The organism is Microbacterium sp. UBA7513 (assembly GCF_002478345.1).
Lineage (GTDB): Bacteria > Actinomycetota > Actinomycetes > Actinomycetales > Microbacteriaceae > Microbacterium.
The window spans coordinates 1-23,567 of sequence record NZ_DLNJ01000021.1 but is presented as its reverse complement, the minus strand read 5'-3'; the positions used below and the strand labels follow the sequence as shown (position 1 = coordinate 23,567).

Annotated in this window: 26 protein-coding genes and 2 riboswitches; of the genes, 15 read left to right on the top strand and 11 right to left on the bottom strand. The window is 70.6% G+C overall.

The window, feature by feature from the left end; translation table 11 throughout:
- Positions 1 to 35 precede the first annotated feature (35 nt).
- A riboswitch (glycine riboswitch) is annotated at positions 36 to 130 on the bottom strand.
- Between the two features lies 1 nt (position 131).
- Positions 132 to 226, bottom strand: a riboswitch (glycine riboswitch).
- Between the two features lie 49 nt (positions 227 to 275).
- From B2W79_RS12180 to B2W79_RS12160, 5 genes are read right to left on the bottom strand one after another with little or no spacing between them, the layout of a single operon-like run.
- The gene (locus tag B2W79_RS12180; protein WP_292789862.1) at positions 276 to 1,133 is read right to left on the bottom strand and encodes an ABC transporter ATP-binding protein; all 858 of its coding nucleotides are present in this window, start codon (positions 1,131 to 1,133) and stop codon (positions 276 to 278) included.
- Positions 1,130 to 1,984, bottom strand: coding sequence for an ABC transporter ATP-binding protein (locus B2W79_RS12175; protein WP_268777760.1), 855 nt, complete (start codon positions 1,982 to 1,984; stop codon positions 1,130 to 1,132). Before B2W79_RS12175 ends, B2W79_RS12180 begins: the two co-directional genes overlap by 4 nt.
- Positions 1,981 to 2,961: an ABC transporter permease gene (locus B2W79_RS12170; RefSeq protein WP_071328194.1), complete on the bottom strand. Its 981-nt coding sequence runs from the start codon at positions 2,959 to 2,961 to the stop codon at positions 1,981 to 1,983. The genes B2W79_RS12175 and B2W79_RS12170 overlap by 4 nt, the downstream gene beginning before the upstream one ends.
- Positions 2,954 to 3,949 (bottom strand): ABC transporter permease, encoded by a 996-nt coding sequence (locus B2W79_RS12165; protein ID WP_071328193.1) that lies wholly within the window; start codon positions 3,947 to 3,949, stop codon positions 2,954 to 2,956. Before B2W79_RS12165 ends, B2W79_RS12170 begins: the two co-directional genes overlap by 8 nt.
- Before the next feature lie 43 nt (positions 3,950 to 3,992).
- Positions 3,993 to 5,690: an ABC transporter substrate-binding protein gene (locus B2W79_RS12160; RefSeq protein WP_071328192.1), complete on the bottom strand. Its 1,698-nt coding sequence runs from the start codon at positions 5,688 to 5,690 to the stop codon at positions 3,993 to 3,995.
- A gap of 265 nt (positions 5,691 to 5,955) precedes the next feature.
- Between B2W79_RS12160 and B2W79_RS12155 the strand changes: the two genes are divergently transcribed.
- From B2W79_RS12155 to B2W79_RS12125, 7 genes are read left to right on the top strand one after another with little or no spacing between them, the layout of a single operon-like run.
- Positions 5,956 to 6,672, top strand: coding sequence for an NUDIX hydrolase (locus B2W79_RS12155; RefSeq protein WP_292789858.1), 717 nt, complete (start codon positions 5,956 to 5,958; stop codon positions 6,670 to 6,672).
- Positions 6,669 to 8,006 carry a quinolinate synthase NadA gene (gene nadA / locus B2W79_RS12150; RefSeq protein WP_292789856.1) on the top strand — a complete coding sequence of 446 codons (1,338 nt, stop codon included), beginning with the start codon at positions 6,669 to 6,671 and terminating at the stop codon, positions 8,004 to 8,006. The genes B2W79_RS12155 and nadA overlap by 4 nt, the downstream gene beginning before the upstream one ends.
- A complete protein-coding gene (gene nadB / locus B2W79_RS12145; RefSeq protein WP_292789854.1) occupies positions 8,003 to 9,526 on the top strand; it encodes an L-aspartate oxidase in 1,524 nt (507 codons plus the stop codon). Before nadA ends, nadB begins: the two co-directional genes overlap by 4 nt.
- Positions 9,526 to 10,377 carry a carboxylating nicotinate-nucleotide diphosphorylase gene (gene nadC / locus B2W79_RS12140; RefSeq protein WP_292789852.1) on the top strand — a complete coding sequence of 284 codons (852 nt, stop codon included), beginning with the start codon at positions 9,526 to 9,528 and terminating at the stop codon, positions 10,375 to 10,377. The genes nadB and nadC overlap by 1 nt, the downstream gene beginning before the upstream one ends.
- A gap of 4 nt (positions 10,378 to 10,381) precedes the next feature.
- Positions 10,382 to 11,518: a cysteine desulfurase family protein gene (locus B2W79_RS12135; protein ID WP_292789850.1), complete on the top strand. Its 1,137-nt coding sequence runs from the start codon at positions 10,382 to 10,384 to the stop codon at positions 11,516 to 11,518.
- Between the two features lie 22 nt (positions 11,519 to 11,540).
- Entirely contained in the window at positions 11,541 to 12,488 is a 948-nt protein-coding gene (locus tag B2W79_RS12130; protein ID WP_292789848.1) for a glycosyltransferase family 2 protein, read from the top strand.
- Between the two features lie 22 nt (positions 12,489 to 12,510).
- On the top strand, positions 12,511 to 13,284 hold the full coding sequence (locus tag B2W79_RS12125; protein WP_292789846.1) for an SDR family NAD(P)-dependent oxidoreductase: 774 nt from the start codon (positions 12,511 to 12,513) through the stop codon (positions 13,282 to 13,284).
- Between the two features lie 12 nt (positions 13,285 to 13,296).
- Here the strand turns inward: B2W79_RS12125 and B2W79_RS12120 are convergent, their stop codons facing one another.
- Entirely contained in the window at positions 13,297 to 15,372 is a 2,076-nt protein-coding gene (locus B2W79_RS12120) for an ABC transporter ATP-binding protein (protein ID WP_292789877.1), read from the bottom strand.
- 165 nt (positions 15,373 to 15,537) lie between these two features.
- On the opposite strand from B2W79_RS12120, the gene B2W79_RS12115 reads away from it, so the two are divergent.
- On the top strand, positions 15,538 to 17,013 hold the full coding sequence (locus B2W79_RS12115; protein ID WP_292789844.1) for an MDR family MFS transporter: 1,476 nt from the start codon (positions 15,538 to 15,540) through the stop codon (positions 17,011 to 17,013).
- Between the two features lie 30 nt (positions 17,014 to 17,043).
- On the opposite strand, the gene B2W79_RS12110 is transcribed toward B2W79_RS12115, so the two are convergent.
- The gene (locus B2W79_RS12110) at positions 17,044 to 17,190 is read right to left on the bottom strand and encodes a hypothetical protein (protein WP_167627859.1); all 147 of its coding nucleotides are present in this window, start codon (positions 17,188 to 17,190) and stop codon (positions 17,044 to 17,046) included.
- A gap of 128 nt (positions 17,191 to 17,318) precedes the next feature.
- On the opposite strand from B2W79_RS12110, the gene B2W79_RS12105 reads away from it, so the two are divergent.
- Both B2W79_RS12105 and B2W79_RS12100 read left to right on the top strand, forming a co-directional pair.
- The gene (locus B2W79_RS12105) at positions 17,319 to 18,026 is read left to right on the top strand and encodes a carboxymuconolactone decarboxylase family protein (protein WP_292789842.1); all 708 of its coding nucleotides are present in this window, start codon (positions 17,319 to 17,321) and stop codon (positions 18,024 to 18,026) included.
- Positions 17,936 to 18,520 (top strand): 1-acyl-sn-glycerol-3-phosphate acyltransferase, encoded by a 585-nt coding sequence (locus tag B2W79_RS12100; RefSeq protein WP_292789840.1) that lies wholly within the window; start codon positions 17,936 to 17,938, stop codon positions 18,518 to 18,520. The genes B2W79_RS12105 and B2W79_RS12100 overlap by 91 nt, the downstream gene beginning before the upstream one ends.
- Before the next feature lie 4 nt (positions 18,521 to 18,524).
- On the opposite strand, the gene B2W79_RS12095 is transcribed toward B2W79_RS12100, so the two are convergent.
- Positions 18,525 to 18,728, bottom strand: coding sequence for a hypothetical protein (locus B2W79_RS12095; RefSeq protein WP_292789838.1), 204 nt, complete (start codon positions 18,726 to 18,728; stop codon positions 18,525 to 18,527).
- Positions 18,729 to 18,809: 81 nt separating this feature from the next.
- Here B2W79_RS12095 and B2W79_RS12090 point away from each other — a divergent pair, with 81 nt between their 5' ends.
- Positions 18,810 to 19,355 carry a DUF6328 family protein gene (locus tag B2W79_RS12090; protein WP_071328180.1) on the top strand — a complete coding sequence of 182 codons (546 nt, stop codon included), beginning with the start codon at positions 18,810 to 18,812 and terminating at the stop codon, positions 19,353 to 19,355.
- Between the two features lie 33 nt (positions 19,356 to 19,388).
- Here the strand turns inward: B2W79_RS12090 and B2W79_RS12085 are convergent, their stop codons facing one another.
- Positions 19,389 to 19,949: a Dps family protein gene (locus tag B2W79_RS12085; RefSeq protein ID WP_292789836.1), complete on the bottom strand. Its 561-nt coding sequence runs from the start codon at positions 19,947 to 19,949 to the stop codon at positions 19,389 to 19,391.
- 152 nt (positions 19,950 to 20,101) lie between these two features.
- Here B2W79_RS12085 and B2W79_RS12080 point away from each other — a divergent pair, with 152 nt between their 5' ends.
- The 3 genes from B2W79_RS12080 to B2W79_RS12070 all read left to right on the top strand — a co-directional run bounded on the left by B2W79_RS12080 (position 20,102) and on the right by B2W79_RS12070 (position 21,750).
- Positions 20,102 to 20,557 (top strand): GNAT family N-acetyltransferase, encoded by a 456-nt coding sequence (locus B2W79_RS12080; RefSeq protein WP_071328178.1) that lies wholly within the window; start codon positions 20,102 to 20,104, stop codon positions 20,555 to 20,557.
- Positions 20,558 to 20,664: 107 nt separating this feature from the next.
- On the top strand, positions 20,665 to 20,964 hold the full coding sequence (locus tag B2W79_RS12075) for a Fe-S cluster assembly protein HesB (protein ID WP_071328177.1): 300 nt from the start codon (positions 20,665 to 20,667) through the stop codon (positions 20,962 to 20,964).
- A 123-nt stretch (positions 20,965 to 21,087) separates the two neighbouring features.
- On the top strand, positions 21,088 to 21,750 hold the full coding sequence (locus tag B2W79_RS12070; RefSeq protein ID WP_292789833.1) for a hypothetical protein: 663 nt from the start codon (positions 21,088 to 21,090) through the stop codon (positions 21,748 to 21,750).
- A gap of 15 nt (positions 21,751 to 21,765) precedes the next feature.
- Here B2W79_RS12070 and B2W79_RS12065 read toward each other — a convergent pair whose 3' ends face one another.
- Together B2W79_RS12065 and B2W79_RS12060 are read right to left on the bottom strand one after the other, a co-directional pair.
- Positions 21,766 to 22,335 (bottom strand): alpha/beta fold hydrolase, encoded by a 570-nt coding sequence (locus tag B2W79_RS12065; protein ID WP_071328175.1) that lies wholly within the window; start codon positions 22,333 to 22,335, stop codon positions 21,766 to 21,768.
- 147 nt (positions 22,336 to 22,482) lie between these two features.
- The gene (locus B2W79_RS12060; RefSeq protein ID WP_071328174.1) at positions 22,483 to 22,668 is read right to left on the bottom strand and encodes a hypothetical protein; all 186 of its coding nucleotides are present in this window, start codon (positions 22,666 to 22,668) and stop codon (positions 22,483 to 22,485) included.
- A gap of 157 nt (positions 22,669 to 22,825) precedes the next feature.
- On the opposite strand from B2W79_RS12060, the gene B2W79_RS12055 reads away from it, so the two are divergent.
- A partial coding sequence (locus tag B2W79_RS12055; protein WP_292789830.1) for a manganese catalase family protein occupies positions 22,826 to 23,567 on the top strand: 742 nt, incomplete at its 3' end.

Below are 23,567 nucleotides of genomic sequence, written 5' to 3'. Positions count from 1 at the left end.
GGGTCGGGCGGGACGACGACGTCGTCCCTGGGAACTCCCCCTCTGTCATGGGCCTGAGAGCTTCGCCCGCGTGCGTAGGGCTTTCACCGTCGGCGGATCCCCCGGTGCTCGGGATCGCTTTTCAGAGCGGCCGGACCTCCGCGGTACGCGTACCTGAGAGATTGGCGGGGAGGCTTGCTCCTTCGGTGCCCGGCTGCATGCGCCGGGGCTCTCCCGCGTCGGTCGTTCGGCCTGTCTTCGATTGTGGGTTCAGTCTAGCGGTCTCCCCCGCCCGCTCAGGAGCCCAGGGCGAGCTCCGCCCTGACCTCGTCGCGGAGCCTGCCGAGGTTCTCCGGCTCCGGTGCCGCCGCCAGAAGCGTCTTGGTGTACTCGTGCTGCGGGTTCAGGATCACCTCGTCGGCCGTTCCCCGCTCCACGACGTCGCCCTGGAAGAGGACCATGATGTCGTCGGAGAAGTGCCGCGCGGTCGCGAGGTCGTGCGTGATGTAGAGGACGCCGAGGTTCTCCTCGCGCTGCAGCTCGGCGAGCAGGTTGAGGACGCCGAGCCGGATCGACACGTCGAGCATCGACACCGGCTCGTCGGCCACGATGAACCGGGCACCGGGAGCGAGGGCCCGCGCGATCGCCACGCGCTGCCGCTGCCCGCCGGAGAGCTCGTGCGGACGCCGTTCGGCGAAGCTCTCCCCCGGGGTGAGCCGCACCCGCTCCAGCAGCTCGATCGCGCGCGCCCGCACCTCGCCGCCGTCCAGCTTCGGGTGGTGCAGCCGGATCGGACGCTCCAGGTGATGGACGATGGTGTGGAACGGGTTGAGCGAGGCGAACGGGTCCTGGAAGACCATCTGCACGTCCGACCGGTAGCGCTCGAGAGCCGTCCCCCGCGTGCCGGACTCCTCGCCGTCGAGGAGGATGCTTCCCGAGGTCGGCGTCTCCAGCTTCATCAGCATCCGGGCGATGGTCGACTTGCCCGAACCGGACTCGCCGACCAGAGCCGTGGTCCGCCCCGCCTCCAGCGTGAACGACACGTCCTTCACCGCGTGCAGCACGCGCGTGCGGAACCCTGACCGCAGGTGGAAGTCCTTGACGAGGTTCCTCGCCTCGAGGGTGCCGTCGCGCCTCGTCCCGTCCACGCTCATCGGATGACCTCCTGGTTCACGCCGCCGCTGCGGACGAAGTCGCCCCGCTCGCCCGTGAGGGACGGGAAGCTCGACAGCAGCCGCTGGGTGTACTCGTGCTGCGGGTTGCGGTAGATCTCCTCCGCGGTGCCCTGCTCGACGATCCGCCCTTGCAGCATGACCGCGATGCGGTCGCTGATCTCGATCAGCATGGGCAGATCGTGGGTGATGAAGATGACGGCGAAGCCGAGCTTCTCGCGCAGGCGCATGATCTCCCGGATGATGCCGCGCTGCACGACCACGTCGAGCGCCGTGGTGGGCTCGTCCATGATCATGACCTGCGGGTCGAGTGCGAGCGCCATCGCGATCATCATGCGCTGGCGCATGCCGCCGGAGAGCTCGTGCGGGAAGCTCGTGAGCCGGCCGGGGTCGACGCCGACGAGCGTGAGCAGCTCCTCGGCGCGCTCCTGCTTGGCCTTCTTCGACATTCCGGGGCGGTGGGTGTCGAAGATGTCGAAGATCTGCGCGCGGACGGAGATGACGGGGTTGAGGGAGTTCATCGCCCCCTGGAAGACCATCGAGATCTTGTCCCAGCGGAAGGCGCGCAGCCCGTCCCCGTCGAGTCCGACGACGTCGATGTCATGGCCGTCGCGGTCGTGGAAAACGATCTCGCCGTCGGTCATCAGCGCCGGCGCCTTGAGCAGCCGGTTCATCCCGTACGCGAGGGTCGTCTTGCCGCAGCCCGACTCCCCCGCGAGTCCGAGGATCTCACCCCGGTGGAGGGTCAGCGACACGTCGCGGACGGCTTTGACGGGCGGGTCAACCTCGTACTCGATCGAGACGTTCCTGGCGGTGAGCACGGCGTCGCTCATGCGGTGACCCCCTTCTCCTTCGCGGCCTTGCGCAGACGACGGGCCGCATCGGGCGCGTTGCGCAGCTTCGGATTGATGACCTCGTCGATGGCGAAGTTGATCAGCGCGAGTCCCGCGCCGAGGATCGCGATCATGATGCCCGGCGGCACGAACCACCACCACGCCCCGCGGCCGAGAGCCTGACCGGACTGGGCGTCGTTGAGGATCGAGCCCCAGGTGATCGAGGAGTTCGGACCGAGGCCGAGGTAGGACAGGCCCGCCTCGCCGAGGATGGCGAAGATGATCGCGAAGAGGAACTGCGCGGTCAGCAGCGGGAGCAGGTTCGGCATGATCTCGACGAGGATCACCCGGAAGGACTTCTCCCCCGCCACCTTCGAGGCGTACACGTAGTCGCGGGTGCGGAGCGAGCGGGTCTGTAGTCGCAGTACGTAGGCCGCGCCGGCCCACGAGGTGATGCCGAGGACGAAGGCCACGAGCTGCCAGCTGCGCTGCGGCACGAACGACGCGATCACCATGACCAGCGGCAGCCCGGGGATGACGATCATGACGTTGGTCAGGAGAGCGAGGACGTCCTCCCGCCAGCCGCCGAGGTACCCGGCCAGGACGCCGAAGAGGAGGGAGAGCACGATGGCGATGCCGCCGGCCGTCACGCCGATGAGCAGCGACCCCTGCGCCCCGACGGCGAGCTGCGCAAGCACGTCGTTGCCGAGCTTGGTCGTGCCGAGCCAGTGCTCCGCCGAGGGCGCGGCGAGGGCGGGGTTGTCGGTGCTGCGCGGGTTCTGCGTGAAGAACGGCGCGATGATCGCGAAGAGCACGATGGCGAGCACGAGCACGGACCCGACGATGAACTTCGGCGATGTGCTGGGCAGGATCCGGCGACGCCGGCGGTCCTGACGCTGGGTGGCCAGGGCGACGGTGCCCTCGGGGGCGACGGTGGGAGGCTCCTCCACGAGGAGCGGGTTCTTCGTGTCAGACATTCTGGCGAGCCCTCGGGTCGATGAAGCCATAGACGAGGTCCATGAAGAAGTTGGCGACGAGCACCGTGAGGGTGATCACGAGGAACAGTCCCTGCATCAGCGCGTAGTCGTTGTTGGTGACGGCCTGGAACATGAGCTTGCCGACACCCGGGTAGGTGAACACCTGCTCCATGACGATGGAGCCGGCGACGACGAACCCGAGGGTGATCGAGAAGCCCGCGATCGACGGGATGGCCGCGTTGCGCGCCGCGTACGTCGTCATGATGCGTCGCGGCCGCAGTCCCTTGGCCTCGGCCGTGAGGACATAGTCCTCGGCGAGTGTGGAGACCATCATGTTCCGCATGCCGAACATCCAGCCCCCCACGGAGCTGATCACGATCGTGATCGCGGGGAGGAGCGAGTGGGCGACGGCGTCGGTGAAGAACGCCCAGGTCGGCTCCGGGCCGTCCGGGAAGTCGAAGACGTCGTAGCCGCCGAACATCGGGAACCAGCCGAGCCCGACCGCGAAGACGGCGATGAGGACGAGCGCGAGCCAGAAGTACGGGATGGACTGCAGCACGGTGGTCGCCGGGATGAGGTGGTCGACCCAGGTGCCGCGTTTCCACCCGGCCCAGGCGCCGAGCACGACGCCGAGCAGGAAGGAGATGACGGTGGCGGTGCCGACGAGCACCAGGGTCCACGGGAGAGCACCCGCGATGAGCTCGGCGACGGGAGTCGGGAACTTCGTCACGGACACGCCCAGGTCGCCCTGGAACATGCGCCCCCAGTAGGCGAGGTACTGCTCCCAGAGGGAGGAGTCATCACCGCCGAGCAGGAGCTTGATGTTGCGGATGGTGGTCTCGGAGACCTCTCCGCCGGCCCGCTGCATCTTGGCGATCATGATGTCGGCGGGATCCCCCGGCATCAGCCGGGGAAGCAGGAAGTTGATGGAGATCGCAGCCCACAGCGTGAACGCGTAGAACCCGATCCTTCGTGCATAGAACTTCATGTCACTCGTCCTGACTTCCTGCTTCCCCTGCTCCTCTCGTCACTCAGCCGGCGGGCTTGATCTGCGTCAGCACGTAACCGGCGGCGATGGCGCCCCAGGACGGCGGGAACGCGTAGAGGTTCTCCTCCGTCGGCCACCCGGTGTAGTCCTTCGTGTTGTAGAAGGTCTGCGTGGCGTTGATCACGAGCGGGATGTAGGGCACGTCATTGACGATCGCGTCCTGGATGGTCGCGTAGAGCTCCTTGCGCTCGCCCTCGTCCTCGGTGCTGATGGCCTGCTGGATGGCCGCATCGACGGTGGGGTTGTTGTAGCGGCTGAAGTTCCAGCGCCCCGGGGGGATCTCGGTGCCGACCGGGCTGGTGGACTGCACCTCGGTGCCGCCGAACCAGTCGCGGTAGATCTGGAACGGGTCGGCGATGGTCGTGCCGACCACACCACCGACGATCAGCTGGAACTCACCGGACTGCCGGGTGTCGACGAACTCCTGCCACTGCACCGTCGACGGGGTGACCTTGATGCCCGCGGCCTCGGCCTGCTCGGCGATCAGCTTCGCGGCGTCGTTGTAGTCCGTCCAGCCGTCGACCGAGATCAGGCTGAGCTCGACCGGAACGCCGTCCTTCTCGTAGATGCCCGACGAGCCCTTGGTGTAGCCGGCGGCTTCGAGGATGGACGTGGCCTCCTCGACATTGGCCTCCTGCGGGCTGACCTCGTACGCGTCGTCCGTGAGCCACTTCTCGTCACGAGGGAGCAGCGTGTAGGCGGGCGAGATGTCGGCGGTGAGACCGACGAACGCCTTGTCCTTGATGGTGGCGCGGTCGATCGCGACGTTCAGCGCCTGACGCACCGCGACGTCGGTCTGCGGGCCCGTGCAGCCGAGGTCGGCGTTCGAGCACGTGTAGAGGACCGACGGGTCCTGCGGCGTGTTGATCCACTCGATCTTGCCGTTGCCGGTCACGTCGTCCGGGTTCGGGATGAACATCCCGGTCCAGTCCAGCTCGCCCGCGGCGACGAGGTCCTGGGCCGTCTGGTTGTTGTCGACGGCGATGTACTGGACCTTCTTGATGGCGAGGTCGTCGGCGTCGCGGAAGTTCTCGTTCGCCACGAAGGTGTAGGACTCGCTGGTGGTCTTGTCGACGACGTAGGGCCCGGAGCCGACCGGCTTCTCGTTCGTGAAGTTCGCGAAGTCGTCGACGTCCTTCCAGATGTGCTCGGGGAGGATGTAGCTCGACCCCATCCGCTGGAACTCCGTGGTGTACTGCGCGATGCCGTAGGTGAGCACGACCGTGGTGTCGTCGGTGGCCTCCGCGGAGATCAGCTGGTTGCCCTTGGGGTTGTTCGCCTCGTACAGGAAGGTGAAGGCGACGTCCGCGGCCGTGAGCGGCTCGCCGTCGCTCCACTTCAGGTCCGGCTTGATCTTCACCGTGATCTGCGTGCCGTCTTCGTTGTACTCGAAGGACTCGCCGATGAGGCCGATGGGCTCCTCGTCCTTGGTCTTGTTGTAGAAGAACAGGGGCTCGTAGATCGGTCCGAGTGCGCCGTGGAGCACGTTCGGAGCGAACGGGTTGTAGTTCGTGGTGATCGGCGTCGTGCTGCCGGCCCAGACGCGGAGGGCGCGGTCGCTGGACGCGTTGCCGCCTCCGTCATCGCTACCGCCGCCGCCGCAGGCCGTCAGGCCCAGGACGAGGACCGAGGCCCCCGCGACCGCCGTGAGCGCGATCTTGCGCTTTCCGTTACGGATCATTCTTCATTTCCTCTCGGTGCTGCACTGCAGGAGGGATTCTCCGGTTGGAGCCGAACCCCGGGCGGGGTTCACGGGAACCCCGGGAGGCGGCCGGTGGCCACTCTCGAAGGGGTTTGTTAGGACAGTAACCTAACAAACCCACCTCGGGGGGACAAGCCTTCCGGCGGGGAGGAGATAACGTTTCGGACTCGACGCTTCTGTTCGTCACAGGCGCCCACTAAAGGTCCGGATGACACTAAGATCGACTCCGGAGGTTAAGGTGCCTATGACTCGAAGTGCGGACATCCGCGTCGCCGTCTCGACGGTGATCCTCACGCTGCGCCGCGGCGACGACGGTCCGCCCGTGCTCGCGCTCCCCCTCGTCCGCCGCACCCGCGAGCCGTTCGCGGAGCGATGGGCGCTCGCCGGCGGGTGGCTCACCCCCGAGGAGTCGCCGGTCGACGCCGCGGCCCGCACGCTCGCCGAGACGACCGGCCTCGCCCCCACCTACCTGGAGCAGCTCTACGCCTTCGGCGCCGTCGACCGCTCCCCCACGCGGGTCGTCTCGATCGTGTACTGGGCCCTGCTCCGCCAGGACGACGTCGAGGCCCAGATCGCCGCACACCAGGCCTCGGGTCGCGCGCCGGAGAACGTGGAGTGGTTCGCTGCCGACGACCTCCCCGCGCTCGCCTTCGATCATCACGAGATCATCGAGTACGCGCTCTGGCGGCTGCGCAACAAGGTCGGCTACAGCCGTGTGGCCCAGGGCTTCCTGCCCGCGGAGTTCACCCTCGCCGAACTACGCGAGGCGTACGAGTCGATCCTCGGACGCTCGCTCGATCCGGCCAACTTCCGGCGACAGGTGGAGACGGCGGGAAACCTCACCCGGACCGATCGCTTCCGCACCGGCAGCCACCGCCCCGCCCGCCTGTACCGCGATGACACCGATGTCGAGCTGGCCGACCGCGGCCCGCTCCGCCCCGAGGAAACGAGAACCCGATGAGCATCACCTTCGTCCCGACGCCCGCGGTCCCCCCGGCGGACCCGTCCGTCGACCATGCGATCCAGGCCATCGTCGGCGGGGCGTCCACCGACGCCACGTGCACCACCGACCTCGCCGTCGGACCGTGGGACTTCGACACGCGCCCCGGCTACGGCCCCGGCTCCTCCATGGGAGACGTCATCCCGACCGGAGCTCCTCGGCAGGGAGAGCTCCCGGCCGCCTACCGCGAGGCCGGCGAGGCGGAGCTCCACCGCCGCATCGAAGCCGCGAAAGCCACGCTCGGGGACCGGGTGGTGATCCTCGGGCACTTCTATCAGCGCGAGGAGGTCGTGACGCATGCGGACGAGGTGGGCGACTCGTTCCAGCTCGCCACCGCCGCCACAATGCGGCCGGACGCGGAGGCGATCGTCTTCTGCGGCGTGCACTTCATGGCCGAGACCGCCGACCTCCTGTCGCAGCCCGATCAGGCGGTGATCCTGCCGAACCTGGCCGCGGGCTGCTCGATGGCGGACATGGCCGACATCGACCAGGTGGAGGAATGCTGGGAGCAGCTCGCCGACGTGCTGGGCGATCTCGAGACCCCGGACGCCGACGGCCGCGTGCCGGTGATCCCCGTCACCTACATGAACTCCTCGGCGGCGATCAAGGGCTTCGTCGGGCGGCACGGCGGCATCGTGTGCACCTCGTCCAACGCCGCCACGGTGCTGGAGTGGGCCTTCGCCCGCGGCCGTCGGGTGCTCTTCTTCCCCGATCAGCACCTGGGCCGGAACACCGCGAAGGCCATGGGGGTGCCTCTCGACCGGATGCCGCTGTGGAACCCGCGGCGCGCGCTCGGCGGCTCGACGGTGGAGGATCTCGTCGACGCGCAGGTGATCCTCTGGCACGGTTTCTGCTCCGTGCACCGCCGCTTCACCGTGTCGCAGATCGACCAGGCCCGCGCGGAGCACCCGGGGGTCCGCGTGATCGTGCACCCGGAGTGCCCGATGGAGGTCGTCGACGCGGCTGACGAGGCCGGCTCCACGGAGTACATCCGCCGCGCCATCGCCGAGGCCACGGAGCCGACGACGTTCGCGGTCGGGACGGAGATCAACCTCGTGCGCCGCCTGGCCGCGCAGTACCCGCAGCACCGGATCTTCTGCCTCGACCCGGTCGTGTGCCCGTGCTCGACCATGTACCGCATCCACCCGGGCTACCTCGCGTGGGTCCTGGAGGAGCTGGTCGCCGGTCGCACACCGAACCGCATCACGGTCTCCGCCGATGTCGCCGACCCGGCTCGCCTCGCGCTCGAGCGGATGCTGGCCGCCAAGCCGCCGGTGCCCGCCGGGGCGCGATGAACGTCGTCGTCGTCGGCTCCGGCATCGCCGGGCTCACCGCCGCGCTGCACGCACACGAGGCCGGGCACACCGTGACGGTCGTGACGAAGGGCGGCCTCGGGGGCGGATGCACGCCTCTCGCGCAGGGCGGCGTGGCCGGCAGCTACGGGCCGGGAGATGGACCGGCCACTCACGCCGCCGACACGATCAGCGCGGGAGCGGGTCTGTGCGACCCAGCCGCCGTCGACGCCCTCGTGGCGGACGGCGCCGCCCGGATCGCCGAGCTCCTCGCCCGCGGGGTCGCCTTCGATCGCGCACCGGACGGCTCTCTCGCCCGCGGACGGGAGGCCGCGCACGCCCATGCCCGCATCCTGCACGCCGGAGGTGACGCCACCGGCGCCGCGATCTCCGCGGCGCTGTGCGCAGCGATTCAGCGCGCGTCCATCCCCGTCCGCGAGGGGACGACGCTCCTCGACCTCGTCGTCGAGGAGGGACGGGTCCGCGGGATCATGGTCCTCCGCGACGGGGACACGGCCGAGATCCGGGGCGACGCCGTGATCCTCGCGACCGGCGGGGCGGGACAGCTCTACGCGCATACGACCAATCCGCCGGAGGCAACGGGCGACGGCATCGCCGCGGCCCTGCGTGCCGGCGCCGCCGTCGCCGACCTGGAGTTCGTGCAGTTCCACCCGACCGCGCTTCCCGGCACCCCCGTCTTCCTCCTCTCCGAAGCCGTCCGCGGCGAGGGTGCCGTGCTCCGGGACCAGGAAGGCCGACGGTTCGTGTTCGACAGCCATCCCGACGGCGAGCTCGCGCCGAGGGACGTCGTCGCGCGGACCATCGCCCGACAGGCCGCCCGGCAGGGGGCGCCCGTGCACCTCGATGCGACGGCGCTGGGTGCGGACGCGCTCGCCCGCCGCTTCCCCACCATCGACCGGGTGACGCGTGCTCGCGGTTTCGACTGGTCCAGGGCGCCGCTGCCGGTGACCCCCGCCGCCCACTACCTCATGGGCGGCGTCGTCACCGATCGCCACGGACGGACCACGATCCCGGGGCTCTATGCCGTCGGCGAGACCGCCCGCACGGGGGTGCACGGAGCCAACAGGCTCGCCTCCAACTCCCTCCTCGAAGGCGCCGTGTTCGGAGCCAGGGCCGCCGCCGCGCTGGACCGACCGTGGTCCGCTGCCGGCGACATCACCCCGTGTCCGTCACCGACGGACTCGGCGGACGCGGATGTCGCGCCGGAGCCTCTCCCCGCGTTCGACCGCGCCGGGATGCAGCGGCTGCTGTGGGACGAGGTCGGCCTGCACCGGACCGGATCGGGCCTGCAGCGCGCGCTCCGGATCGTGCGCGGCTGGGCCGCCGAGACACCTCCCCCCTCCGACGCCCACGCGCACGAGGACCGGAACCTGCTGCGGGTCGCCGAGGCCACCATCCGCGCCGCCCTGGCCCGCCCCGTCTCGGTCGGCGCCCACCATCGCGATGACCCCGCCCCCGCCGCGCCGACCCCGGCACACGCACCGATCCTGGAGACCGCCTGATGCTCACCCGCGCCACCCTGCACCGCGTCGTCGGAGCCGCACTCGAGGAAGACGCGCCGTGGGGCGACCTCACCAGCACCACCCTGCTCCCCGCGGAGACGACCGCCACGGCCGACCTGGTCGCCCGCGAGGACGGGGTCTTCAGCGGCGGCGAGGTCTTCGCCACCGCGTTCCTCCTCACCGATCCCGACGTGACGGTCGACCTGCACGTGGGCGACGGCGATGCCTTCACCGCCTCCGACGTGCTGGCCACCGTGACCGGACCGGCTCGCGCGGTCCTCACCGCCGAGCGCGTCGCCCTGAACTTCGTGCAGCGGATGTCGGGCATCGCCACCCTCACCGCCGCCTACGTCCGCGAAGTCGAGGGAACGCGAGCGCGCATCGCCGACACCCGCAAGACCACTCCAGGACTGCGGGCGTTCGAGCGGCACGCCGTGGTGTCCGGCGGCGGCCGGAACCACCGATACTCCCTCTCCGACGCGGTCATGGCGAAGGACAACCACCTCGCGGTGCTCCAGCGATCCGGCCTTGACCTCGCGACGGCTCTTCGCGAGGCGCTCTCGCGGCTGCCGCACACCGCCCACGTCGTCGTCGAGGTCGACCGTCTCGACCAGATCCCGGCGGTGCTCGACGGCGGTGCGCACACCGTGCTCCTGGACAACTTCTGCCTCGACGACCTGCGCGCCGGTGTGGCCCTCATCGGCGAGCGCGCCACCGTGGAGGCCTCGGGCGGCGTCGACCTGACCACCGTCCGCGCCATCGCCGAGACCGGGGTGGACGTCATCTCGGTCGGAGCCCTCACGCACTCCGCGCGGGCGCTGGACCTCGGACTCGACCTGCGGATCGACTGAGTCCGTGCTGTACCTCGACCACGCCGCGACGTCGCCGGTACGCCCCGAGGTGCGGGCGGCCATGGAGCCCTTCCTCACCGAGGTGTTCGGCAACCCCGCCAGCCATCACACCGCGGGCGAGACGGCGGCGCGCGCGCTGGAGGATGCCCGCACCAGGGTCGCCCGCGTCTTCGGGGTGCGGGCGGGTGACGTCGTCTTCACAGGCGGCGGCACGGAGGCGAACAACCTCGCCGTGAAGGGCCTCGCCCTGGGAGCGCTCGCCTCCGGGCGGCAGCGGGTCGTGGTGTCCCCCATCGAGCACGAGTCGATCCGGGAGTCGGCGGCGTACCTCGCGCGCTTCCACGGGATGACGGTGGCGATGCCCGCGGTCGAGGGAACCGGGCGGATCACGCCGGACGCCCTCGACACGGTGCTCACCGACGACACGGCCGTCGTGTCCGTCGGACACGCGAACAACGAGATCGGCACCGTCCAGGACATCGGGGCACTCCGTGAGGTCGTCCGCGGCCGCCGCGTGCCCCTCCATATCGACGCCGTGCAGTCGGCCGGCTGGCTGCCCCTGCACGAGCTGGATGCCGACGCCGTGTCGATCGCCGGGCACAAGCTCGGTGCTCCCAAGGGCACCGGGGCGCTCGTCGTCCGCGGTCGGCTCCCTCTGGAACCCCTCCTGCACGGCGGCGGTCAGGAGCGCGGACGGCGGTCCGGCACCGTCGACGTCGCGGGAGCGGTGGGCTTGGCGACGGCACTGGAGCTCGCCGAACGGGAGCGTGAGCACGCAGCGCCGCGGGTGCGGGCCGCCACGGCGCGCTTCATCGCTGAGGTGACCCGACGGGTGCCCGACGCCGCGCTGACAGGGGATCCCGTGCACCGGCTCCCCGGCACCGCGAGCTTCACCATCTCCGGCGTGAGCGGCGAGGCGGTGCTGCTGGAGCTGGAGCGCCGCGGGGTGATCTCGTCCAGCGGCTCCGCCTGCGCTTCCGACAGCGATGAGCCCTCCCCCGTGCTGCTCGCGTGCGGCATCGCCCCCGCGGTCGCCCAGACGGCCGTGCGGTTCACGTTCGGGCGCGCGGCCCTCCCGGCGGACGCTCCCGAGCGCCTCGCCGCACTGGTCGCGGAGGCGGTCGACGCCGTCCGCGGCTGACGACGGCTCTAGACTCGGCGGAGTGACCGCCCCCACCCCGATCGTGACGCTGATCGTGCCAGGACGCGACATCGCCGCGTTCGCCCCCGCCGCTCTCGACTCCCTCCGCGCGCAGACGGACGAGCGGTGGCGTGCCATCCTCATCGACGACGGCTCCACCGACGACACGGGAGCGATCTTCGCCGACGCCGCCGCGAGGGATGCCCGCTTCACCGTGGTGCGGCATGAGGCTTCCATCGGGCTCGGCGCCGCGCGCAATGTCGGCCTCGCACGGGTCGACACGCCCTTCACGGGATTCCTCGACGCGGATGACGAGCTGATGCCGGACGCGCTGGCGACGCTCGTGGGCACGCTCGAGCGCACGGAGAGCGACTTCGCCGCCGGCGCCTACGTGCGGCTGCGCCCCGTGGGGCAAGGATATGTGCCCGGCCGCGTGCAGCCGTGGGTGGCCGCGGCGACGACTCCTGCCCGCCTCGGCACCACCCTCGCGGAGCACCCGCAGGCCGTGTCGAACATCGTCGCCTGGTCCAAGGTGAGCCGCACGGAGATGTGGTCCGATCTGCGGTTCCCGGAAGGGGTGGCCTACGAGGACCAGGTCGTCGCGCAGACGATGTACACCCGGGCACGCGCCTTCGACGTGCTGCCGGACGTCGTGGTGCGCTGGCGCGTCCGAGCGGACGGCACCTCGATCACCCAGAGCAAGGCGCGGCTCCCCGTGCTCCGCGACTACCTCGCCGCGCTCCGCGGCGGGATCCGCGTCCTGCAGGAGGCGGGCGCGCACGCCGCCGTGACCGCCCGGCTCGACCTCATCCTCGCGATGGACGTCGCTCCGCTCCGGGAGATCGCGGACACGCACCCCGACCCCGCCTACGCGGCGGAGGTCTCCGCGTTCCTGGCCGAGCTGCGCGCCCTTCCCGAGTTCGCCGACGCCCGCCCCGACCCCACCCTCGCCGACGCCCTCGCGTGGTGAGCCCCGCCGGAAGGACCCCCGCATGACCGACTACCTCTCCTCGCTGTTCGCGCTCGACGGCCGCACCGCGGTCGTGACCGGCGGCAGCTCGGGCATCGGCCGTGGCATCGCGACGGCGCTCGCCCGGGCCGGCGCGGCGACGGTGATCGTCGCCCGCGGCGCGGAGCGCATCGCCGAGACCGTCGAGGAGCTGAACGCTCAGGGGTACGGGGCCGCGGGCGTCGTCGGCGATCTGAGCACCCGCGACGGCATCCACGAGGTCGCGGAGGCTGCGGCCGTCCCCTTCGGTGAGCCGGACATCCTCGTCAACTCCGCAGGCATCAACATCCGTCCGCCCTACGCCGAGATCACCGAGGCGGACTGGGACGTCACGATGACAGTCAATGCGCTCGCCCCGTTCCTCCTCGGTCAGCGCTGGGCGCAGGGCATGGCGGCGCGCGGCTACGGGCGACTGATCCACATCAGCTCGCAGCAGGCGCACCGCGCGTTCGTGGGCAGCGGGGTCTACGGCGCCTCCAAGGGAGCGGTCGAGTCGCTCATGCGCTCGGAGGCCGAGGCCTGGGGCGGCACCGGCGTGACGAGCAACACCCTCGTCCCGGGATTCGTCCTCACGCCCCTGAACGCCCGTCTGCAGGAGGACCCCGCCACGATCGCGGCCCTCGCGGCCCGGACGATGATCGGACGCAACGGCCTCCCCGAGGACTTCGCCGCAGCCGCGATCTTCCTCGCCGGTCCGGGTTCGGCCTACGTCACGGGCCAGTCGCTGTTCATCGACGGCGGGCTCTCCGTGCACTGACCCTCGCGGTCGTCACCCGTCGGTCGGTCGCGGCCGGGCGTCGGTGCTCGATGCCGTCGGCAGCGGGACGCCCGTCGTCAGCGCCACGGCGGCGTCGGCTGCGGCGGAGTCCTCCGGCTCGCGATCCGCACGGCGCGCGGCGAGGCCGGCCTCGACGCCCTCCTCGACACCGCCCCGGATCGCCGCCTCCTCCTCGGCCTCCGCTTCGATCTCCGCGTCGAGCACGCGGGACGCGGCCACCTGCTGCGCCGCCAGCTCGGCGTAGAGGCCCCTCTGCGCGAGCAGCTCGGCGTGGGTGCCGGATTCCACGATGCGCCCGGCCTCCAGCACGTGGATCACGTCCGCCCCCATGACCGTCGACAGGCGGTGCGCGATCGACAGGGTCGTGCGCCCCTTGGCCGCCTCGTCGAGGGCCTCCTGCACCACGCGCTCGGACACGGTGTCCAGGGCGGAGGTCGCCTCGTCGAGCAGGAGCACCGGCGGGTCCTTCAGCAGCACACGGGCGATCGCGATGCGCTGCTTCTCGCCACCGGAGAGCCGGTACCCGCGCTCCCCCACGATCGTGTCGTAGCCCTTCTCGAAGCCCGCGATGATGTGGTGGATGTTGGCCGCGGTGCAGGCGGCGACCAGCTCCTCGTCCGTCGCGTCGGGCTTCGCGTAGCGGAGGTTCTCCCGGATCGTCGCGTGGAACAGGTAGGTCTCCTGGGAGACGATGCCCACGTCGTCGATGATCGACTCCTGCGTGAGGGTGCGCACGTCGGCCCCCGCGAACAGCACCGCGCCGCCCTTGGCCTCGTACAGGCGCGGTGCGAGGTACAGGATCGTCGTCTTGCCCGCACCGGAGGGGCCGACGAAGGCGACGTGTTGCCCGGGCTCGGCCACGAAGGAAACCCCGTGCAGCGTGGGACGCGAGTCGGCCGCGGCGTCCGGATACCGGAACACGACGTCCTGGAACTCGATCCGTCCGCGCGGACCCGGTGCCCGCGCCACGGCGATCGCATCGGGGGCGTCGGTGATCTCGGGGACGAGGTCGAGGTACTCGAAGATGCGGGCGAACAGCGCGGACGAGGTCTGCAGATCGAGCGAGACCCTCATGAGCCCCATGAGCGGCATGAGCAGCCGCGCCTGCACCGTCGTGAAGGCCACGATCGTCCCCGCGGTGATCGCTCCCGTCCCGCCCGCGATGAGGTATCCGGAGACGAGGTAGATGACGGCGGGGACGCTCGCCATGATGACCTGGACGACCGCGAAGAAGCCCTGACCGCTCATGGCTCGGCGCACCTGGAGGCGCACCTGGTTGCGGTTCTCCCGTTGATAGCGCTCGGACTCGGTGCGCTGCCGGTTGAACGCCTTGGACAGCAGCATGCCCGAGACGCTCAGGGTCTCCTGGGTGATCGAGGTCAGCTCGGACAACGACTCCTGGGTCTCCCCCGCGATGCGGGCGCGCACCTGTCCCACGCGTCGCTGCACGAGCACGAGGAACGGCATGAGCACGACGGCGATGAGGGTGAGGCGCCAGTCGATGAGGATCATCGCGACGAGGGAGGCGATCACCGTGACGGCGTTGCCGAGGATGCTGGTGACGGTGTTCGTCAGTACGCCGGAGACACCGCCGACGTCGTTCTGCAGCCGGGACTGGATCACGCCGGTCTTCGTGCGGGTGAAGAAGCCGAGTTCCATGGCCTGCAGGTGCTCGAACAGCCGCACCCGGAGGTCGCCCGTGACACTGTTGCCGACCGTGGCCGTGAGCCAGGTCTGCGCGACGCCGAGGACCGCCGAGAAGAGGAAGAGGCCGACCATCGCCCCGACGAGCCCGCCGAGCAGCGAGAGGTGGGGGCCGCCGCCGTCGACGGGGAACAGGGCGTCGTCGAAGATGCGCTGCACGAGGAGCGGCGGGATGACCGCGATGCCCGCGCCGAGGACCACGAGGACACCGGTGAAGAGGATGCGCCACCGGTAGGCGCTGAACAGGGCGACGACCCGGGTGCCGAGTCCGTCGATCTTCGGAGCCTCCGCGTTGAGCCGACGCTGGGCGTCCTCGTCCACGCCGCGAAAACCGACCCGCGGACCGCCGCCCATCCCGCCCATGCTCATGGCGCCAGCGTACTCACCCCCCACGACACCGGCTCCGCCGTCCCGACGTTCAGCGATATCCCAGATTTCGGAATGAAATGTCCGTCCGACCCGTTACGCTGAATGACTCTCGCGAACTCTCGCACCTTCCTCTTCTCTCCGATGCCCTGGAGGCCGCCCATGTCTGCCGTCGATACCGGCTCCATCACGACGCCCCCCGCATCGAGCGGGGGCATCCCCCGCAAGGACATGCGGGTCATCTGGCTGCTGCTCGTCGCCGCCTTCGTCGCCATCCTCAACGAGACGACGATGGGCATCGCGATCCCGCACCTGAACACCGACCTCGGCATCCCGCCCGAGCTCGGGCAGTGGCTGACGAGCGCGTTCATGCTCACCATGGCGGTGGTCATCCCGACCACCGGCTTCATCCTGCAGCGCTTCACGACGCGGCAGGTCTTCATCGCCGCGATGACGGCGTTCTCGCTCGGCACGCTCGTGGCTCTCGTCGCGCCCGGCTTCTCCGTGCTGCTCGTGGGCCGCGTGATCCAGGCGGCGGGCACCGGCATCATGATGCCGCTGCTGATGACGACGATCATGAACGTCGTGCCCGCGCAGTCGCGCGGCCGCATGATGGGCCGCGTCGGCCTCGTCATCTCGCTCGCGCCGGCCATCGGTCCGACGCTCGCCGGCGCCGTGCTCGACGCGTTCAACTGGCGCGCGCTGTTCGCGATCGTGCTGCCCATCGCCCTGATCTCGCTCGGCATGGGGGCGAAGTGGATGACCAACCTCGGCGAGACCCGCAAGGCTCCGCTGGACGTGCTCTCCATCCCGCTCGCGGCGCTCGGCTTCGGCGGCATCGTCTTCGGCCTCAGCCAGTTCGGCGGCGAGGGAGGTTCGGGTGGAACGACCGGCGTCATCGCCCTGGTCGTCGGCGCCGTCTCGCTCGCGCTGTTCGTCTGGCGGCAGCTCGTGCTGCAGCGGGTGGACGACGCGCTGCTCGACCTGCGTGTGTTCCGCTCGGCGAACTTCTCGCTGGCCGTCATCATCATGACGATCCTGGCGCTGTCGATGTTCGGCACCCTCACGCTGCTGCCGCAGTACCTGCAGAACGTCGCCGGACTCAGCGCCCTGGAGTCGGGCCTCATCCTGCTCCCCGGTTCGGTGCTGATGGGCCTCCTCGGCCCGATCATGGGCCGCGTGTACGACGCGAAGGGCACCCGACCGCTGCTCATCCCCGGCACGATCCTCGTCTCGGCCTCGCTCTTCTTCTACTCGACGGTCGGCGAGCACACCGTGTGGTGGCTGCTGATCATCGTGCAGGCGGCCATGTCGGTCGGCCTCGCGATGTCGTTCACGCCGCTGTTCTCCTCGTCGCTGGGGTCGCTGCACCGCTCGCTGTACTCGCACGGCTCCGCGGTGCTGAACACGCTGCAGCAGGTCGGCGGCGCGGCCGGCGTCGCGCTGCTCACGGTCACGTACTCGGCCATCCTGCACGCCGGCGAGGACGAGGGCCTGTCGCGGGCGGTAGCGGGTGCCCCGGGTGCGCGGACGGCGTTCCTCATCGCGGCGATCATCTCGCTCGCGGCGGTCGCCCTCAGCCCGCTGGTGCGCAAGCCCGCCGACGACATCGGCGACGCGGCGCACGGCGGTCACTGACCGCGCAGAGACACCGACGGCGTCTGCTGCTCACCGCTCCTTGGGGGCGGGGATGTGGCAGACGCCGTTGCTGCAGTAGCCGGCGGCATCGCCGTCGAGCAGCTCGATCGCACCCGGCAGCGGCTGCAGCCCGAGCGGCGCGTCCTGCCCGGTGTTCTCCTGCTTCGATTCGGTCATCCCTCGATCGTACGCCTGCCAGGAGCACCGGGCGCCGCACGCTCTTCTCTGCGACCTCGGAGCGGCGTATCGTTCCCGGCGAGGGGGTGCGCACCCTCGTCCCGCGCCCCCGGAGCCGAGGAGGCGCCATGATCATCCACCCTCCCGAGCGGGCCACCGCGACCGGCCACGTCGCCGCGATGTACGAGAGCGACCTCGCCGACGACGGCATCGTGTTCGCACACACCAGGGCCATGGCCGTGAACCCCGAAGCCCACGCCGCCTTCGAGGCGCTCGTCCGTGCGGTCGTCCCGTCCATCGGCGTCCGCGTGTACGAGGCCGCGACCCTCGGGGAGGCCCGGGCGATCGGATCCGCGCACTGTCTGCTCGCCCACGGCCGCCGCTCCCTCCGCGCCGGCGTCGTCGACGAGGAAGGGCTCGCCGCCTTCGCCTCCGGAGACGACCGCGGCTTCACGGAGCAGGAGCAGGCCGTGATCCGCTTCGCCGCGCGCCTGTCGACCGATCCGTCGGCGATGACCGACGCGGATTCGCAGGAGCTGCGCGAGGCGGGGTTCAGCGATCGGCAGATCGTGGACGTCACCCTGGCGGCGGCGGCACGCAACTACTTCAGCAGGGCACTGCTCGCGCTCGCCGTCCCCGTCGAGGACGTCCCCGGGTTGGACTCCGCCCTCACCGCGGCGCTCACCCACGCCACGGCGACCGCGCCGACAGGCGATCGAAAGGCCGCTCCCCTTAATCTGGACGGATGCTCCGACGATTCCTCGCCCGCGTGTACTGGGCCGTCAGCCGGTGGACCCTCGTCGCCGACGCCGCCCCCACGCGTCCGACCGTCCTGATCGGCGCTCCGCACACCTCGAACTGGGACTTCGTGCTCATGCTCGCGATCGCTTGGCGCCTGGGCATCGAGGTCCACTGGCTGGGCAAGAAGAGCCTGTTCCGCGGCTGGCGAGGACCGATCATGCGCGGCCTCGGCGGCATCGCCGTCGACCGCGCGGATCCGGCGCGCGTCGTCGGCGAGGTCGTGGACCAGGTGCACGCCGGGACGGTGTTCGGCCTCGTCGTCACCCCCGACGGCACCCGCGGCGGCAACGAGTACTGGAAGAGCGGCTTCTACCGCATCGCGCGTGCCACCGGCATGCCGGTCACCCTCGGCTTCGTCGACCGCCACACGATGACGACCGGCCTCGGGCCGACCCTCGACCTCACGGGCGACGTGGCTGCCGACATGGACCGGATCCGCGCGTTCTACGCCGACAAGCACGGTGTGCGCCCCGAGCGGCGCACGGAGCCGCGGCTGCGCGAGGAGACCGCCGCGCAGCCGGAGGACTGACCCCTCAGTCCGCTTCGGGGGCGTGCTCCCGGGCGTACGCGAGGTCGTCGTCGGACAGCGACTCGATCATCCCGACCACCGCTCCGGTGATCTCCCGGATCTCCTCGCGGACGTCCTCGTCGAGGTGCCGCGAGCCACTGCCGATGACCGCTCGGCGCGCCTCGTCGGACAGCTCGGGCCACCATTCGTCGATCGGGGGCAGGGTCATCTCGGGTCCTTTCCTGAGGCCTGTCCGCCGGGCCGCGCAAGGTCCTGGACAGCGGCGGATCGTGCCCACGAGACTATCGCCATGACAGCAGAACCCCGTGGCGCCGCGGACGAGCGCGACGACCGCGACGACGGCCGCGACGAGACCCCGAACGAGCGCGCGGACCGCAACTGGGAAGAGCTGCTGCAGGAGCTCCGGGTGATGCAGACCGGCACGCAGATCCTCACCGGCTTCCTCCTCGCGGTGGCGTTCCAGCCGCGCTTCACCGACATGGACGAGTTCCAGCGCGACCTGTACGTCGTGCTCGTGGCGCTCGCCGCTCTCGCCACCATCCTCGCCCTCGCCCCCGTCGGCATCCACCGCGCCCTGTTCGGCAGCCGGCTGAAGCCGGAGCTCGTCCGGACGGCGGCGCGCCTGGTGAAGATCGACCTCTTCGTGATCGGGGCCCTCACGATCGGCGTCACGACGCTCATCGTCGACTTCACGGTCAGCAGGACCGCCGGGATCATCGCGCTCGTCGCGTCCCTCGTGCTCGTGCTCGGACTCTGGATGGCGTTGCCCGGCCTGCTGCGGCGCGCCCGGTCGCGGGTGCGGGCACACGAAGGACCGCCGCCCCCGTCGGCGTGAGCGCGACGAGGGCGGCGGTCGGACGGCGGGGCGTCAGCGGCCGGCGGGGCTGCGGTTCTCCGCGCTCACCATCCAGGCGAACTGCTCCAGTCGCTCGATCACCGCGTGCAGCAGATCAGCGGACGTCGCATCCTCCTCATCGACGGCATCGTGCACGTCGCGGATCGTCCCCACCGCGGCCTCCAGGCGCGCGGTGACGAGGTCGATGGTCTCCGTCGTGGACACCTCACCGGTCGGGAACTCCGGCAGCGTGGTCGTCTTCGCGATCGTGGCGCTGCGTCCGTCGGGGACGGCATGCAGGGCCCGCATGCGCTCCGCGATGGTGTCGCTGAACGTCCGGGCGTCCTCGATGATCTCGTCGAGCTGACGGTGGGTGTCGCGGAAGTTCCGTCCGACGACATTCCAATGCGCCTGCTTGCCCTGCAGCGAGAGCTCGATCAGATCGACGAGCACGGCCTGCAGGTTCGCCGCGAGGGTCGGGGATGCCGTGAACCCCTTCTCCGCATTCTGCTGGCGCGTGGTCTTGACGCCGGCCTTCGCCGCCCCGTCCTTGCTGTTGGAGCTGCTGGTCTTCTTGGACTTCGTGTCTGCCATGGTGTGACCTCCTCCCGGCACGGTAGCCCGCAGCACGGCCCGTTCCGAGGGGGTTGACACCCGCCGGTCGCACCCCTGAACGTGAGGGAGGCGACAGGGCCATCGAGAAAGGCGGAACAGTGGGAACAGCAGCACAAGAGGATCGGCCCGAGGTGGTCATCGCCCCTCTGACGGCGGCGGATGCCGGCGAGGTGCTCACGATCCAACGGGCGGCCTTCGTGTCGGAGGCGGCGATCTACGGGAGCGTCGACATGCCGCCGCTGACCCAGACGCTCGCCGAGATGGAGGCCGAGCTCACCACGGAGCGCGGTCTCGGCGCCCGGATCGGCGGTCGTCTGGTCGGGGCCATCCGGTTCGTCGAGGACGACGACCTGCTCCTGATCGGACGGATCGCGATCGCCCCCGACATGCAGGGCGAGGGCATCGGCCGGAAGCTCCTCGACGCGGCGGAGCAGGCCTCCGACGCCCGCGAGGCCGAGCTGTTCACCGGAAGCCTCAGCGAGGCGAACATCCGGCTGTACGAGTCCTGCGGCTACGAAGAGCGCGAACGGATCCCACAGGGCGACGGCACCGACCAGGTCTTCCTCCGCAAGCGGCTGCGAGGTTAAGGGCAGCGCCCCGCTCCGCGCAAGGGGGTCGAAGGGATCCAGACGATAGGGAATCGTGGTCCGGACATGCCGCGACCGCGTCATGCCCCAACCGGAAAGGAGAGCTCGTGCTCACCCTCACCGACAACGCCACCGCCATCGTGTCGACCCTCGTGAGTCGGCAGAACGACGCGCCGGCCGCCGGGCTGCGCATCCACACCGCCGAGGCGCAGGACGAGTCGGGCGCGGCCCGGCTCGCCGTCGCCGTCACCGCCGACCCGGAGCCCGCCGATCAGGTCGTCGAGCTGTCGGGCACGCGCCTGTTCCTCGACGAGGCCGCCGCCTCCGCGCTCGACGACAAGATCCTCGACGCGGGCGTCGACGACGAGGGCTCCGTGTCCTTCGCCGTGCTCCCTCAGGTCGCCTGAGACCTCAGACTTCGAACGCCGCGGCCTCCCCGGCCGCGGCGTTCGTCCGTCTCCGGACACGGACCGATAACGGGTACAGTGCCGGCGTCGGCGCCGGCCCCCGAACGCTCTAGCATCGGGATCATGCGACGACTCTCTTCTCTCCTTCTCGCCCTCGCAGCCACCGCGCTCGCCGTGACGGCCTGTGCTCCCGCGAACTCGGCCGAGCCGTCCGCGTCCCCTCGTCCTTCGGAGGTCTCCAGCCCGTCGCCGACGCCGACGGAGACCACCTCCGCGCAGATCGTCGTGTCGCTGGACGGCCTGACGGTCACCGGCGCCGAGGAGCGGAGCGCCGACTACACGGATTCCGCCGCCCTTCTCGAGCTCCTCCAGGAGGTCACCGGCGAGCTTCCCGAGGCGGAGGGCGTGGAGATCTTCCCCGGCGAACCCTCCACACTGGAGGCGTACGACTGGGGAGGTCTGCGCGTCCTGGCGGACAGCACGGGCGAGGCCCCGGCCAGCGTCTCAGTCACGGCCGCCGAGGTCGCGGGTCTCCCGGTCGTCACGGAGGACGGATTCCGCGTCGGCAGCACGCGCACCGAGCTCCGCGCCGCCGACGCCTGGGCGCTGACGGATGCGGAGGACCCGGCGACCGCGAACGAGCTCGGGCTCGGCGGGCGCGAGGTCCCCGACACGGAGTCCCTGACCCGCCCCGGCTCCACCGGGATCGTCTACACGATGTTCGTACTCGACGGCGACACCGTCACGCAGATCATGGTCCCCTCGAACGACTTCAGCGACCTCTGACCCGCGACGTCACCCTCAGTCCCAGTCCAGGTACTCCTCGAGCACGACGGCCGTCTCGATGGGGTGCGTCATCGGGAAGAGGTGATCCCCGCCCTCGACGACCTTGATGCTGGCGCGCTCCGGAGCCGTGACGCGCAGGCTCTCGGCGTTCGCGGGCGGGGTGACCTCGTCGGCCGTCCCCTGGATCAGCAGCACCGGGATCACCGGGGCGAGGGGCGTCTCCACGTCTTCCACGCCGAGCAGTGCGAGACCGTTCACGCGCTCCGGATGAGCCAGCGCGAACGACCGGGCGATCGTGCCGCCGAAGCCGTGTCCGCCGATCCACGTGTCGCCGAGGCCGATGTGGTCGATGACGGCGAGCGCGTCCGCGACGCGGTCCTCGATCGAGGTGTCGGCGTCATCCGCGCGATGGCCGATCCGCACGACGTGGAATCCGGCCTCCTCGGCCAGGTAGTGACCGACCACTCCGAGCACGTCGGCGGCCAGGCCGCGCTCCTGGATGAGCACGAGCTTGACCGGCCCGTCACCCTCGTCGACGAAGGGGATGGCGCGGCCCTCGGGCTCGAAGATCTGGGTGTCGGTCATCGGCGTCGTTCTCCTCAAGCCGTCGGTGTCAGGTTCGCAGGCGTCGTCCGCACCGGGCTCCTGCGACCGGGCACCGGGCGGTGGCGCCTGCGTCCAGCGTAGCCCGCCGGGGGACGAGCCTCCTCCTCGCATCCCCCGGCGGAGTCATCAGGCGGCGGCGAGCTCGCGCCACAGATGCGCGAGAGTCGCGGCGCCGCGAATGAGCATGCGCAGATCGATGCTCTCGTCGCTCGCATGCCAGTGATCCTCGGGCAGCCCCGCGCCCAGGAACACGACCGGCGAACCGAGTTCGCGGGACAGCAGCTCGGCCGGCCCTCCCCCGGCATTGCCCATCCTCCCCTGGACCGAGGAACGCTCCGATCGCGTCCTCCGCGGCTGCCGTCCGATCCCCATGCCCACAGCATGCCCGCTACGCCGCCGAGGAGGGCGGGGGTTGACGGCGCCGCCGCCGACCGGCTAACACCGGCGCGGCGGCTAGGCACCGGACGCCGTGTACGCGCGCAAGCTGCAGGAGGTCTTCGGCGGGCAGTACGGCGAGATCACCGTCGCGCTGCAGTATCAGTTCCAAGCATGGAACATGCACATCCCCGGCAAGTACCGCGACCTCGTCTTCGGCATCGGAGCCGAGGAGATGGGCCACGTCGAGATGCTCGCAGTCATGATCGCGCAGCTCCTCGAGAAGTCCCCGCTCGGCATCACGGAGGACGCCGTGCAGGACGACCCGACGGTCGCCGCGATCGTCGGCGGCACGGATGTGCAGCAGGGCATCGTCGCCGGTGCCGGCGCCCGCCCGGTCGACAGCAATGGCAACCCGTGGCAGGGCTCGTACATCACCGCGAGCGGCAACCTCCTCGCCGACTTCATGGCCAACGCGAGCGCCGAGATGCAGGGCCGGGTGCAGGTCGCCCGGCTGTACCACATGACCGACGATCACGGCGTGCGGGATCTGCTGAGCTTCCTGCTGGCGCGCGACACCATGCACCAGAACCAGTGGCTCGCCGCTGCCGAGGAACTGAAGGCCGAGGGTGCCGAGAAGCTGCCCGTGCCGAGCAACTTCCCGCTTTCGAAGGAGCACCGCGACGTGTCGTACCAGTACCTCAACTTCAGCGACGGTCCTGCTGCCGCCGAAGGCACCTGGGCATCGGGTCCGACGCCGGACGGGCACGGCGAGTTCAGCTACCACGAGGGCCCGACGACCACGGCCGAGATGCCTCCGCCCACCCACCCCGATG

Bases quoted from the DNA above. Each gene is read 5' to 3' on its own strand.
- B2W79_RS12155 (WP_292789858.1), top strand. From the start codon at position 5,956: ATGACTCGAAGTGCGGACATCCGCGTCGCCGTCTCGACGGTGATCCTC.
- nadB (WP_292789854.1), top strand. From the start codon at position 8,003: ATGAACGTCGTCGTCGTCGGCTCCGGCATCGCCGGGCTCACCGCCGCG.
- B2W79_RS12070 (WP_292789833.1), top strand. From the start codon at position 21,088: ATGCGACGACTCTCTTCTCTCCTTCTCGCCCTCGCAGCCACCGCGCTC.
- B2W79_RS12060 (WP_071328174.1), bottom strand. From the start codon at position 22,668: ATGGGCAATGCCGGGGGAGGGCCGGCCGAGCTGCTGTCCCGCGAACTC.
- B2W79_RS12095 (WP_292789838.1), bottom strand. From the start codon at position 18,728: ATGACCCTGCCCCCGATCGACGAATGGTGGCCCGAGCTGTCCGACGAG.
- B2W79_RS12110 (WP_167627859.1), bottom strand. From the start codon at position 17,190: ATGACCGAATCGAAGCAGGAGAACACCGGGCAGGACGCGCCGCTCGGG.
- B2W79_RS12085 (WP_292789836.1), bottom strand. From the start codon at position 19,949: ATGGCAGACACGAAGTCCAAGAAGACCAGCAGCTCCAACAGCAAGGAC.
- nadA (WP_292789856.1), top strand. From the start codon at position 6,669: ATGAGCATCACCTTCGTCCCGACGCCCGCGGTCCCCCCGGCGGACCCG.
- B2W79_RS12120 (WP_292789877.1), bottom strand. From the start codon at position 15,372: ATGGGCGGGATGGGCGGCGGTCCGCGGGTCGGTTTTCGCGGCGTGGAC.
- B2W79_RS12105 (WP_292789842.1), top strand. From the start codon at position 17,319: ATGATCATCCACCCTCCCGAGCGGGCCACCGCGACCGGCCACGTCGCC.
- B2W79_RS12115 (WP_292789844.1), top strand. From the start codon at position 15,538: ATGTCTGCCGTCGATACCGGCTCCATCACGACGCCCCCCGCATCGAGC.
- B2W79_RS12100 (WP_292789840.1), top strand. From the start codon at position 17,936: ATGCTCCGACGATTCCTCGCCCGCGTGTACTGGGCCGTCAGCCGGTGG.
- B2W79_RS12170 (WP_071328194.1), bottom strand. From the start codon at position 2,961: ATGTCTGACACGAAGAACCCGCTCCTCGTGGAGGAGCCTCCCACCGTC.
- B2W79_RS12165 (WP_071328193.1), bottom strand. From the start codon at position 3,949: ATGAAGTTCTATGCACGAAGGATCGGGTTCTACGCGTTCACGCTGTGG.
- B2W79_RS12175 (WP_268777760.1), bottom strand. From the start codon at position 1,984: ATGAGCGACGCCGTGCTCACCGCCAGGAACGTCTCGATCGAGTACGAG.
- nadC (WP_292789852.1), top strand. From the start codon at position 9,526: ATGCTCACCCGCGCCACCCTGCACCGCGTCGTCGGAGCCGCACTCGAG.
- B2W79_RS12065 (WP_071328175.1), bottom strand. From the start codon at position 22,335: ATGACCGACACCCAGATCTTCGAGCCCGAGGGCCGCGCCATCCCCTTC.
- B2W79_RS12125 (WP_292789846.1), top strand. From the start codon at position 12,511: ATGACCGACTACCTCTCCTCGCTGTTCGCGCTCGACGGCCGCACCGCG.
- B2W79_RS12160 (WP_071328192.1), bottom strand. From the start codon at position 5,690: ATGATCCGTAACGGAAAGCGCAAGATCGCGCTCACGGCGGTCGCGGGG.
- B2W79_RS12090 (WP_071328180.1), top strand. From the start codon at position 18,810: ATGACAGCAGAACCCCGTGGCGCCGCGGACGAGCGCGACGACCGCGAC.
- B2W79_RS12180 (WP_292789862.1), bottom strand. From the start codon at position 1,133: ATGAGCGTGGACGGGACGAGGCGCGACGGCACCCTCGAGGCGAGGAAC.